Annotated in this window: 13 protein-coding genes; 8 read left to right on the top strand and 5 right to left on the bottom strand. The window is 61.3% G+C overall.

Annotated elements, in window-relative coordinates:
• Positions 1-6: 6 nt before the first annotated feature.
• From QP922_RS00420 to hemL, 4 genes are read right to left on the bottom strand one after another with little or no spacing between them, the layout of a single operon-like run.
• Entirely contained in the window at positions 7-813 is an 807-nt protein-coding gene (locus QP922_RS00420; RefSeq protein ID WP_284807311.1) for a cytochrome c biogenesis CcdA family protein, read from the bottom strand.
• Complete coding sequence (locus QP922_RS00415; protein ID WP_284807310.1) at positions 810-1,415, bottom strand: TlpA disulfide reductase family protein; 606 nt, start codon at positions 1,413-1,415, stop codon at positions 810-812. Before QP922_RS00415 ends, QP922_RS00420 begins: the two co-directional genes overlap by 4 nt.
• The gene (locus QP922_RS00410) at positions 1,415-2,023 is read right to left on the bottom strand and encodes a histidine phosphatase family protein (protein ID WP_284807309.1); all 609 of its coding nucleotides are present in this window, start codon (positions 2,021-2,023) and stop codon (positions 1,415-1,417) included. Before QP922_RS00410 ends, QP922_RS00415 begins: the two co-directional genes overlap by 1 nt.
• Before the next feature lie 32 nt (positions 2,024-2,055).
• A complete protein-coding gene (hemL, locus tag QP922_RS00405) occupies positions 2,056-3,393 on the bottom strand; it encodes a glutamate-1-semialdehyde 2,1-aminomutase (RefSeq protein ID WP_284807308.1) in 1,338 nt (445 codons plus the stop codon).
• 204 nt (positions 3,394-3,597) lie between these two features.
• Here hemL and QP922_RS00400 point away from each other — a divergent pair, with 204 nt between their 5' ends.
• From QP922_RS00400 to QP922_RS00380, 5 genes are all read left to right on the top strand, one after another.
• Complete coding sequence (locus tag QP922_RS00400; RefSeq protein WP_284807307.1) at positions 3,598-4,104, top strand: hypothetical protein; 507 nt, start codon at positions 3,598-3,600, stop codon at positions 4,102-4,104.
• Between the two features lie 143 nt (positions 4,105-4,247).
• The gene (locus QP922_RS00395) at positions 4,248-5,855 is read left to right on the top strand and encodes a permuted SH3 domain-containing protein (RefSeq protein WP_284807306.1); all 1,608 of its coding nucleotides are present in this window, start codon (positions 4,248-4,250) and stop codon (positions 5,853-5,855) included.
• Positions 5,852-6,526 carry an ABC transporter ATP-binding protein gene (locus QP922_RS00390; RefSeq protein ID WP_284807305.1) on the top strand — a complete coding sequence of 225 codons (675 nt, stop codon included), beginning with the start codon at positions 5,852-5,854 and terminating at the stop codon, positions 6,524-6,526. The genes QP922_RS00395 and QP922_RS00390 overlap by 4 nt, the downstream gene beginning before the upstream one ends.
• Positions 6,523-7,818, top strand: a complete 1,296-nt coding sequence (locus QP922_RS00385; RefSeq protein ID WP_284807304.1) for an ABC transporter permease — start codon at positions 6,523-6,525, stop codon at positions 7,816-7,818. The genes QP922_RS00390 and QP922_RS00385 overlap by 4 nt, the downstream gene beginning before the upstream one ends.
• A gap of 141 nt (positions 7,819-7,959) precedes the next feature.
• Positions 7,960-8,685, top strand: a complete 726-nt coding sequence (locus QP922_RS00380; RefSeq protein WP_284807303.1) for a hypothetical protein — start codon at positions 7,960-7,962, stop codon at positions 8,683-8,685.
• A gap of 136 nt (positions 8,686-8,821) precedes the next feature.
• On the opposite strand, the gene QP922_RS00375 is transcribed toward QP922_RS00380, so the two are convergent.
• A complete protein-coding gene (locus tag QP922_RS00375; RefSeq protein ID WP_070669568.1) occupies positions 8,822-9,136 on the bottom strand; it encodes a DMT family transporter in 315 nt (104 codons plus the stop codon).
• Positions 9,137-9,209: 73 nt separating this feature from the next.
• Here QP922_RS00375 and QP922_RS00370 point away from each other — a divergent pair, with 73 nt between their 5' ends.
• From QP922_RS00370 to QP922_RS00360, 3 genes are all read left to right on the top strand, one after another.
• The gene (locus tag QP922_RS00370) at positions 9,210-10,049 is read left to right on the top strand and encodes an NAD(P)-dependent oxidoreductase (RefSeq protein WP_284807302.1); all 840 of its coding nucleotides are present in this window, start codon (positions 9,210-9,212) and stop codon (positions 10,047-10,049) included.
• A 398-nt stretch (positions 10,050-10,447) separates the two neighbouring features.
• Positions 10,448-11,026 (top strand): ABC transporter ATP-binding protein, encoded by a 579-nt coding sequence (locus QP922_RS00365; protein ID WP_284807300.1) that lies wholly within the window; start codon positions 10,448-10,450, stop codon positions 11,024-11,026.
• Complete coding sequence (locus QP922_RS00360; protein WP_284807299.1) at positions 11,026-12,042, top strand: ABC transporter permease; 1,017 nt, start codon at positions 11,026-11,028, stop codon at positions 12,040-12,042. Before QP922_RS00365 ends, QP922_RS00360 begins: the two co-directional genes overlap by 1 nt.
• Positions 12,043-12,076: the final 34 nt, after the last annotated feature.

The following is a 12,076-nucleotide window of genomic DNA, read 5'->3' as shown; positions in this document are numbered from 1 at the left end:
TCTCCTTTAAATCAGCGTCGCGCCATAGGACAGGGTCCACTGGCGGATGGCGTTGATGAAATCTGCCCATAGCCCGGTCAGCAGCGCCAGACCGACGAGGATCATGGCGATGCCGCCAACGATCTGGATGGCGCGGGAGTGCTTGCGCATCCAGGACACGGTGCGCATGGCCTTGGCGGAGCCGAGTGCCACGAGCAGGAAGGGCAGGCCCAGCCCCAGGCAGTAGCCGATGATCAGGATCGTGCCGCGCAGCGCGGTGGTTCCTTCGGTGCCTGCAGAAACGGACAGGATGGCGGCCAGCGTGGGGCCCAGGCACGGGGTCCAGCCCAGGGCGAAAACCCCGCCAAGCAGGGGCGCGCCCAGCCACGTGGTCCAGCGCCGCGGCGCCATGCGGGTGTCCTTCTGCAGCACCGGCACCACGCCCATGAACACCACACCCATAAGAATGGTGATGATGCCACCGGCGCGCATGAGGGTATCCGCGTTGAGGGTGAGCGCCGAAATGGCGCCGAAAACCGACACAGTGGCCAGCACAAACACAACGGTAAAGCCCAGCACGAATAGTGCTGCAGCACCGACCACGGCCCAACGCCGGCGCTTGCCGACGCCCACCCCCAGCTCCTCGTCATAACTCACCTCACCACCCACCACGGAGGCGAGGTAGGAGATATAGCCCGGAACCAGCGGAACCACACATGGTGAGGCGAAAGAGACTAACCCAGCCACAGCGGCGGCGAGCACTCCGATCAGGAGTGGGCCCGACACGGCGGCATCGGCAAAGCTTTGTCCCACGCCGTCAGCGGCAAGGATCACTGTTCTTTCTCCAGCTCGTCGACAACCTCGAGGACATCCTTCTCCGTGATCTCCGTCAGGAAGACTGCGGCGGGGCGGTGCTGCTTATCCAGCACGATGGTGGTGGGCACCACGGAGGTAGGAACGCCGCCGAGCGCCGCGGCCGTCTTGAAGGGCGGGTCATAGATGGAGGGGTACTCCAGGCCGTTATCGGCCATAAAGTCCCGGGAGATCTCCGGGTTGAAGTCCTTGACGTTGATGCCTAGCACGGTGCCGACCTTGCGCTTTTGCAGCTCCGAGTGGATGGCCTGGAGGTCATCTGATTCGGAGCGGCACGGCGCGCACCATTGACCCCAGGAGTTGAGGACGACGATCTGGTCCTGAAAATCCGAGAGCTTGATCGTCGTGGACTCATCCCGCAGGTCCTCGCCGGAGAAATCCTTGAGCGGCTTGCGGTCTTCCTCCGCATAACGGATGGTGGTCTGCCCGCCGGGCGAGATGAACTCGAAGGTGCCACCGGAAGCAACGGCGTTCTGTGCATTCTCCTCGCTCTGCGCGCAGCCAGCTAAGGCAAACACAGCAAGGATACCGGCCGCGGCGGCGCGGATAGTTCTGCGTCCCATTAGATGTCCTGCGCCGGTTCGGAGTAGAAGATATCGATGATCTCGCGGTCACGGTAGACCAACGAGGTCACCGAGGCGAGAGCACATTCGCGGTTCCAGGGTGCGTGGGGCAGGCGCTTGCCCAGCACGGTGCGCTGCACCATGACGATGGGAAGCTGGTGGGAGACCACGATGGCCTCATGGCCCTCTGCCTTGGAACGGGCGCGCTCGGCGGCATCCATCATGCGCGCGGCAATCTCCTCGAAGGGCTCGCCCCACGAGGGCTTAAGCGGGTTGACCATGAGCGGCCAGCGCTGTGGGTTCCACAGCTGCGAGTTCCAGCCCTTGGTGCGCAGGCCCTCGAAGCGGTTGCCGGATTCGATGACGCCCTTATCGACGTCCACCTCCAAGCCCGTTACCTGTGCAATCGGCAGCGCGGTTTCCTGCGCGCGCTGCAGCGGCGAGGCCGCTAGGTAGGTCACGTCATGGCCTTCGAAGGCTTTCGCCGTGCGCGCGGCCATGGAATGCCCACGGGAGGACAGGTGGTAGCCCGGGATGCGCCCGTAGAGGATCTTATCCGGGTTATAAACCTCGCCGTGGCGGACGAAGTGGACGATAGTGGTGGACATAAGCCTGGTGGTATCCCCTCGTAGTGGTTGATTTACTGCGGGCGCTGCGCGCTAGCAGCGGCCTGGGCGGCAGGCTTGAGTGCTGCCTCGATTACCTCAAAATCATTGTCCGTCAGCGCATCGGACACAAACCACGTCTCAAACGCTGACGGTGGAACGTAGACGCCGCCCTCCAGAAGAGCATGGAAGAAAGGTGCGAAACGCCAGGTATCGGCTGCCTGCATGTCGGCAAAGTTGTGGCCTTGGCCCTCCGCAAAGCGAATGGAGAACATCGACTCTGCTCGCTGAATGTGGTGCGCCACGCCGGCGGCATCGAGTGCCGCCGTTATCAGGCCGGTCAGACGGTCAGCATTAGCCTGCAGGCGCGGGTAGAGCTCTTCGTTGGCCAACTCCAAAGACGCCAGGCCGGAGGCCATGGCGACCGGGTTTCCGGAAAGGGTTCCTGCCTGGTAGACGGGGCCAGCCGGCGCCAGCGATGCCATGACATCAGCGCGGCCACCGAAGGCAGCGGCCGGCAAGCCACCAGAGACCACCTTGCCGAAGGTCACCAAGTCACCAGCCACGCCATCGACACCGAACCAGCCCTTGTGGGAGGTGCGGAAGCCGGTCATGACTTCATCGAGAATAAGCAGGGCGCCGTCGGCATGCGCGATCTCCTTGAGTGCCGCATTAAAACCCTCCTGCGGAGCAACCGTGCCCATGTTGCCAGCAGCAGCCTCGGCGATGATGCAGGCAATCTCCCCCGGATGCGCAGCGAAAGCGTCGCGCACGGCATCGAGATCGTTGTACGGGACGACGATAGTATCGGCAGCCGAGGCTCCAGTCACGCCCGGGGAATCCGGCAGCGCAAAGGTCGCCACGCCGGAGCCTGCCGACGCCAACAGCGCATCCACATGGCCGTGGTAGCAGCCTTCAAACTTGAGGACCTTTGCGCGGCCAGTAAACCCGCGGGCAAGGCGCACAGCAGACATCGTTGCCTCAGTACCGGAGTTCACCAGGCGCACCTGCTCAGCGGCAGTGCGCTCCACGATGCGCTCCGCCAACAACGTCTCACCTTCAGTAGGCGCGCCGAAGGAAAGGCCATCGGCAGCGGCCTTCTGCACTGCCTCCACGATGGCCGGGTGGGCGTTGCCGTGAATCATCGGGCCATAGGAGCTCACCAAGTCGACGTATTCGTTGCCATCGATATCCCACAAACGGGACCCCTCGCCGCGGGCGATAACGCGGGCTTGGCCGCCCACGGAGCCGAAGGCACGGACCGGGGAATTCACGCCACCTGGGGTGACCTTGGTGGCGCGGTCAAACCACTCGGCGGACTGAGTCGTATTCTGGGGGGAATTCTGCTGGCTAGAGTTAGGCATAGCCCACATTGTATCGGTTTTAGCCCTATACAAAAGTTTGAGTCCCTGCCAGTAGTTATCCCTCCGTCCAGACGCTTCATCCTGTCGCGATCCTGTTTTCATCCTGCAGCGTTACCCCAGTACCGCTATGCTGGCAGCACAACCACAGTCTTATGACTCGTCCTTCGCACAGGGGGTGCGCTGCGGACGAGCCTTATACCAAGGGGGATCCACATGGCCACGCGCCGCATTCTCATTATTCTTGCCTGTCTTCCACTCGCTTCCTGCGCTACGGCGCAAACGGAATCCACTGAACCAGATCAGCCCACGTCCATTGCTGGCCATTCACCGGCCGCTGGAACTACCGCACATTCTTGGCAGCCGGGTGCTGCGCCCCAACCCGTCACTCGCTTCGGCGACACCACGTCCGTAGCGCCAACAACTGATGACGTTGAGGAGCCACCCGCACCGCCCGCAGCCGAGCCGCCAGTCGAGACACCAGTTGCAGCACCTTCGCCTACCCACGTTCCTTCGCCACAGGTGGCCACCGTTACCGTCCTCGCACCGGCTCCGCGTCCCGCGCCACCGCAGCGCCGCAAGCCCACATTAGAGCTCCCGGAGCCACCACGTGTACCAACCTCTATCCCGATCCCGCCAGAAGTTCAGGATGGCCTTGACCAACTCCCCAAGCTGCCACCTCTGCCCAAGGCGGAGGACATCTACATCGACGTACCTTTCTAAACGCCACTACACCGCATAGCCCACACACCTCTAGGGGTATACCCTGATCTACCTCCGATATTCCCCCGCCGTGCATGACAAGGAGTGCTTACTAGAGTTAACCTGAATCCGGTTTTCATTCACGGCGTAAAGGTTAAGAATTCATGAAGAAGAAAGCACTCGGCATCACAGCAGGAGCCCTCGCGGCGGTTCTCCTCGCCGGCGGTGGTGGCTACTACGCGCTCACCAGTGGTTCCTCTGATATCCAGTTGACTGCCGCCGACGTCACCACTGCGGCCAAAGAGGACCTCATCAGCTCGGTGTCCGCAACCGGCACGGTAGCTGCTGAACGCGAGCTTTCCCTGACGACCTCCCTCACAGGCCCCATCCAGTCCCTCGACGCCAAGGTCGGTGACCGCGTCGACGCCCAGCAACTGCTGGGACGTATGGACACCACCGACACCGAGCGCGAGCTCGAGGCACAGCGCACCGCGCAGGAGGCAAGCAAGCTGGAGTCCGTCCACCAGATCGAGGACGCCCAGCTGCAGCTGCGCCAACTGCAAGATTCCCTCGACCAAGGCCTCAATCCTGAGGTCAACAGTGCCCAGTCCGCCGTTAATTCGGCGCAGACTGAGTACGCCGAAGCGCAGAAAAAGCTCGATGAAGCCCTCGCTACCAAGGGCGACCGCCCCGAAGTTGCGGAAGCCCGCGCCGCCGTGGACCAAGCACGCAATGGGGTGCGCGACGCCGAGTCGAAGTCCTTCCAGGCAGCGCTCGCCTCCATTGGCACTGCCGCTGAAGATCCCTCTGGCGTTCAGACCGCCAGTGCTATCTTGAGCTACCTCGACTCTGACGAGGCCGTGTCAGAAGCCGAGCGCCAGCTTAAGAACACCGAAGATTCCTACCACCGCGTCCTCCGCGGCATCGACCGCGAGCTCGGCGAGCAACAGCGCGCCACCTCGGCCTCCTACCAGGCAGTGTCGGATGCCGAACGTGCACTGCAGGCCAGCAACCTGGCCATCGAGCAGCAAATCGCCTCCCAATCCCAAGCGGTGAACCATGCGGTGGAAACGGCGACGTCGGCAAGCGCCAGCAACGCCAAGGAAAATGGGCCACTCGAATACAGGCTCTCCCAGGCCGATCTGCGCTCCCCGTTGGCTGGTGTCATCACCGCCGTCAACGGTCAAGCCGGCATGCCCGCTGAGGGCCCCATCCTCACTGTGGCCGACGACTCCACCCTGCTGGTGAAATCCACCGTCAAGGAAGGCGACATCGCACAGATCAAGGTCGGCGACGAAGTCACGTTCACCACGCCGTCGAGCCCTGGCAAGGAATACAAGGGAAAGGTCACCTTCATCTCCCCCACTGCTGAGCAGCCCATGGCCGCTGAATCCGGCGCTGGGTCCTCCAGCAAAGGTGGCAGTGGCGGATCCTCCAAACCCGAATTCCCGGTGGATATCCGCGTCGAAGGTAACCGCGAGGGCCTGCGCCTAGGCTCCACCACGAAGGCCAAGATCATCACGGAACAAAACAAGAACGCCATCACCGTGCCGTTATCCGCCATTTTTGAGGACCACGGAAAGAAGTCCGTCCTCGTTGTGGAGAATGGCGAAATCCATGCCCGCACGGTCACCGTAGCTACCGAGTCGGCCTTCGCCGCCGCTATCGCCTCCGGCGTGAAGGAAGGCGATACCGTCATCACCCAGGCCGATATGTACAAGGACATGGTAGGCCAGGCAGCCTCCGTCGCCGGCGCGGATGAGAACGCATGAGCCGCCTCATTGAAATGCGGGGCATTGTCAAACGCTTCAACGAGGGCCTCGATAGCGAGCTGACCGTCATCCCCGGCCTCGACTTCAGCGTGGAGGAAGGCGAGTTCGTGGCCGTGGTGGGCCAGTCCGGTTCCGGCAAGTCCACGCTCATGAACATCATCGGCCTGCTCGACCGCCCCACCGCCGGCGAGTACCACCTGGCTGGCGTGGATGCACTGGCGCTTGGCGACGACAAACTGGCCTCCTTCCGCGGCCAAAAAATCGGTTTCATCTTCCAGAACTTCAACCTGATCGGCCGTATGTCCGCGCTGAAGAACGTGGAGATGCCCATGGTTTATGCAGGTGTTTCCACCCACGAGCGCACCCAGCGTGCACAGAACCTCTTGGAGATGGTCGGCATGGGCGACCGCATGAACCACCTCCCCAATGAGCTCTCCGGTGGTCAGAAGCAGCGCGTGGCCGTCGCCCGCGCCTTGGCCAACCAGCCGGATATTCTGCTGGCAGACGAGCCCACCGGCGCACTGGATTCGCAGACGGGACGTATGGTCATGGACTTATTCCACGAACTGCATCGCACACACGGAAAGACCATCTTGTTCATTACCCACAACCCGGAATTGGCTGATGAGTGCAGCCGCACCGTCACGATGAAGGACGGTGTTCTGTCATGAATTTCGCTGAATCCACCAAGATGGCGCTGACGAGCCTGCGCACCAACAAGATGCGCTCGGCACTGACGCTCTTGGGTGTCATCATCGGCATCGCCGCGGTCATCGCCATCGTCACGCTGGGCCACTCCTTGCAGTCTTCCGTGCAAAAGGACTTGGACAAGGTGGGCGCCAATAACTTCACCGTCCAGGTCAAGGAGCGCCCAGAGGAAGGCGAAGAGGAAGAGGCAGATGATCCTTTCATGGGCGGCGGCTTTGTCGAAGACGAGTCCTCCATGCTCACCCCGGACATGCTGGACCGCGCCAAGGAGGTCATGGGAGATCAGATCGCCGGCATCAATATCGGCGAGTACGGCTCTTACTCTGGCGCCCTCGTAGTCGAGGATGAATCCGGGGAAAAGACCGCCAACCTCCTCGTCCGCCCCACTAACCCGGACTATGTCTCGGGCTCATCCTATTCCATCGTAGCTGGGCGCTTCCTCAACGAGGATGATATCGATTCCAGCCGGGCGGTGACCATGCTGGATAAGGAAACGGCCGCCAAGCTTTTCGGTGCTCCTGAAGACGCCATTGGCCAATACGTAAGCTTCGAAACCCACGAGGCCTCCCCGATTGAGCTGGCCGTCATCGGCGTCTTTGAAGAGCCTCAGACCGGTCCTCTGGTGGGCGGTGGTCCCAGCCAAACCGCCTTCGTTCCTTACCCACTTGAGGCCGAGCTTTCCGATTCCCCCGGTGCCGGCACCGCGTTCAGCGAGGTCACCGTTCGCGGCAACCCGGACTTGGACAAGGCCACGGTAGCCAGCAACCTGCAGCGCGTCTTCGATAGCTACTACGAGGACAACACGGACTACATGGTGAAGGTGAGCGACTTCAGCGATGACCTCGCGTCCCTGAACCAGATCTTCACCACGATGAGCCTGGTGCTCGCGGCCATCGGCGGCATCTCGCTGCTCGTCGGAGGCATCGGCGTGATGAACATTATGCTCATCACCGTCACCGAGCGCACCCGCGAAATCGGCATCCGCAAGGCGCTTGGCGCACGCCGCCGCGATATCCGCATGCAATTCATCACGGAGGCCATCGTCGTCTGCCTCATCGGTGGTCTCATCGGCATCGCCATCGGCTCCGCCGCCGGCATGGCGGGCGCAGCCGCCATCGGCGCGCTCGTGGCACCACCGCTGTGGGCAGTCATCCTCTCGCTGCTCTTCTCGCTGGCTATTGGCCTCTTCTTTGGCTACTACCCCGCGGGCAAGGCCGCGAAGCTGGACCCGATTGAGGCGCTGCGCTACGAATGATTCCACTCATCCTCCCGACTAATCAGGTATTCTGAAGCCCAAAAGTTCGGGGGGACTCCATATTGGATAAGCGGTGTGTGTCTGAGCTCTCCGCATTTCCAGCCCCCCTCTTGCCGGTACTTCCACTATCAAGAGGCACTCATGAAACTCATACAGCAGGAACTGGGTCATTCTGAAGCAGAGACCATACTTGGCGCATTGCCGTTGCCTCGCCGAAGCACCTACCTCAACTTGGCTAAACAGCACGGAGACACCGGTACCGACATCGATATACTCGCAGCTCATCTTTATGTTTGGAATGGCTTCATGGCATCTGTTGTTGACAGAACAACTGGTGAAGTTGAGGTTCTCTTGCGCAACTTTATCGATTCAAGATTTAGAGAGTGGAACTCCTCGCCTCCTAGAAATGGCTCGCCAGACTGGTTGGAACACCCAGAAGCACCGCTTACTCAACTTGTGCTACCGGAAGGCCGCAGTCGGCTTGCGGACCTAGCGCATTGTGAGAGCCCCTTCAGCCCACCGAGTCACGATGATTATGTTGCAGGTTTGACCTTCGGTATATGGGTTCACCTACTACCTAAACCTCACGCTGGAAACAAAAACCCACGAGTGATTCTCTGGAATGAGGCTCTCGAACCACATGTTCACAAACTAAACCGAGTTGAATTCCAGCAGTACGCAATGCTGGTAAAGGACATGCGCAACCGAGCGACGCACCGTCGCCCGCTCATTAAAGACATCCCCAAACTAGAGAAGACCCATCAATTCTCTATCGAGCTAGTTAAGGCCATAAATCCCAAAATGGGCGTCTGGATGCGCTCGGAACGGTGGATTCCTGAAGCGCTAAAGCAATTCCCAGCGAAATAAAAGATGGCCCCAGCATCGCTGGGGCCAGAGCCTATTTGCCTTACGGCTTGATATCCAGAAGCCTACTACGCAAGTACATAGGTGTCCACTCACCGATCTATCGATTCTCCTACGTCGTCTCACTCGACGACGCCTCCTAATGCACCACCTTCAGGCCCACAATTCCGCCAACAATCATGGCCAGGAACAGCACCTTCCACACCGTGGCTGCCTCCTGCCCCGTGGCGAGGGAATAAACCACGGTAACGACCGCGCCCACACCTGCCCACACCGCGTAGGCTGTGCCCACGGGAATGAACTTCATGGCCCAACCCAAACCACCCATGGAGATGGCGCAGGCAACGAAGAAAACGACCGACGGCCACAGGCGGCTAAAGCCCTCCGATTTATCTAGTGCCGCCGCCCACACAGCTTCGAAGGCCCCGGAGAAAATCAACACAAACCACGCCATTTCTCAGCCTTCCTCGTCCGGGGCTCGCAGGAATCGCGGCGAACCTGCCCACAATGATGGCACACTGGGCGGCATGAAGATTGCATTCCTGGGTACTGGCCGCATGGGTACCGAGCTCGCCCGACACCTCCTCGACCACCATGAGCTCACTGTTTGGAACCGTACCGCCGAGCGCGCACAACCGCTAGTTGATGCCGGTGCCGCTCTTGCTGATTCCCCTTCCGCCGCCGTAGAGGGCGCAGAGGTCATCATTACCTCTCTCTTCGGCCCGGATGACATCCGCGAGCAAATCATCGAGACCGCTCTCATCCCAGAGGGCGTGACTTGGATCGACACCACGACCATCTCCCCCGATGCCGCCCGTGAATTCGCTGCCGCGGTGGAAACGTACGTCCATGCACCCGTCGTCGGCTCACTGGGCCCGGCGCGGGAGGGAAAACTCGGCGTCTATGTGGGCACGCCTGACGACGACCGCCGCGAGCTCGCCATGACCATTGCCGAGCTCTGGGCCGACGAGAACAAGCTCATCGGCGTCGAATCCGCCGCCACCGCGGCAATTGGCAAACTCCTGGCCAACCTGGCCCTCGCCGTTACTGCAGAGGGTCTGCTCGAGGCTCTTCAGCTCGGCGAGTCCGAAGGCCTTGATTCTGAGGTCATCCTCGAGATGCTCGACATCACCGGCCTCGCCTTCATGAAGAACATGAAGGGCCCGTTCATCACCGGCGAGCGCAACACCACTCCGGGCGACTTCACCGTCGACGCCCTGTGCAAGGACGCCAAGCTCATGGAGATGACCGCCAACAAGCCACTCCCGGCCCTCGCCGCCGTCATTCAGCGCTTTGAGGAGCAGCAGGCCATGGGCCACGGTGACCAGGATTTCTCCTCCATCTTCGTCTTCCGCAACAAGAGCTAGGCCCGCACCTAGGTGCTGCGCTTTCCGACGAACTCTCGCTCTACTTCAGCGAAGCCCGCCGAACACGAACGATTGCTTTGTCGACCGTTATCTCTCTTGAAGCTACGGCACGGACAAGCGATTCCTGGACAGCATCCATTTCGTGTCCTGCCAACAGAGAAACCCCCTTCGCAAAAGTCACGCTTTCCTCAACGCTCTTCTGTTGACTTGCTACCCTTGCCAACTATGCCCTCCCGAGTTACCAGCTTTAATTGACCTCATTTTAGCAGCTCATAACACCAATCCCAAGGGCGTTTCCCATCTCGAGAACAACGTTCAGGGCGTGCGTTTTGCTAAACTTCATCAATAAGTTTTAACTATTGTCTTGTCACACAATGTAAGGAGATCGCTGCCCAGCAATGCTTTCCATCGACGCCGATTATGGGCATTCCACGCCCCTTGGACACCTTGAGAAGAACTTCGCCTCAGGCCACATTTATGGCCTTGCTGGCCCCAATGGTTCGGGTAAGTCCACGTTGCTCGCAACGCTCGGCGGGGAGCTTGCGCCTCTTGATGGTTCAGTGCAGTGTGACGGCCATCCCGTCGGCGCGAAGGAGCAGCCGGATGCTGTGGTTACGGTGGCCGAGCCGGTTTTTCTCCCCGATCTCACCGTGGGTGAGCACTTGGACTTGATAGGAAAGGCGGCAGGGGTGGACGTCGCCAAGCTCTGCGAACTCTGGGCGCTTGAGCCTCTGCTTCCGCACCCAGCCTCGCGCCTGTCCTCGGGCCAGCGGCAGCGCGTATTCTTGGCCGCACAGCTGTACCAGCCGGCACGTGCAGTGCTTATCGACGAACCCGAGCGCCACCTCGACGCCACCTGGACCGAGTTCCTCGCAAGCGAATTGCGCTACCTAGCCGACGAGGAGGAGCGCTGCATCGTCGTGGCCACGCATTCCGACACCATCACCCAGGCCTGCGACGAGGTGGTGCAGCTGTGATGCGCGCGCTATCACGGCTGGGTGATGGCATTTGGTATCTCATCCTCGCCGGCATCGTCTTCGGCTTCGGTTACACAGTCTGGCAAGCAGTCGGCGCAGTCCTGCCTATCATCCCGGCCCGCATCGCGCTAACTAGCGTCGCCCCGATTGCCGCCGTCGTGGGACTGCTCGCGCTTATGGTGCTCACCGAGGTTCTCTATCCCCTGCGCGCGCTATCCCGGGAACGTTGGGTGTACGTTGACCGCCCGCGCGGCAAGCTCCGTGGTACGGACTGGATCACATGGACGCAGCTGATCGGGTTCGGGGCCTTGGGCCTCGGCATCTGCGTGTCCACCGGGCTATCCCCGTGGTTCGCGCTGGCAGCCACGGCCCTGCGTTTCGTCGTGGGGTGGCGCTCGTTCACGCTGGCTTCGCTTCTCAGCGCTGGGCGCACGCGCCTGGTCGGCGGGTCTGGCCTAGGTCTTCTCGATTCGGAGGTCACCTCTGATGCCATTGCGAGCCAATCCGCGTGGATTCCTCGTCGCGCCCATGCGCCCTCCACGTTAGCGGGTCTCTTCTTCCGTCGTTTGGGACGACGGTGGTACATTGGCGTCGGTGCGCTCGCGGCCCTCGGCTTGTCGTTGGGGTTCGCCCCACAGCTCGGGGCGCTGGCTATCGTCGGATTCATGTCTGCGTGGAGCATCGTCGGCGCGGCGGTTGGGCGCGCCGCCTCCTTCGGCCGCGTCAGCGACGATGCCTGGCCCGACTGGGGCCTTCCCCTTATAGCTTCTGTAGGCACAGCATTCCTTGGTGCCGGTATCCTCCTCTTGGTGTGGAATCTTTCCGCCACCGCAGTGGCGCTCATCATCGCCGGCCTTAGCTGGGCATCGTTTAAGCGTTCCCGTCCGGCACGGGTAGACAGCATGTCCATGCTGGATAGCGGCGGCTTCGGCGTCTCCTTCTCCCCCGAGGTGCTGCACTACATTGCCCGCGGCGCCCTCGGTCTTGGCGTGGCGGCCCTTGCACTGGGGTATTAGCCGGTGCTAGTCTTTCGGGCATGAAGATTTTTTC

This window comes from Corynebacterium sp. MSK218 (assembly GCF_030232655.1).
GTDB lineage: Bacteria > Actinomycetota > Actinomycetes > Mycobacteriales > Mycobacteriaceae > Corynebacterium.
Note: the sequence above shows the minus strand (reverse complement) of the source record. Positions and strands in the feature narration are given on the sequence as shown.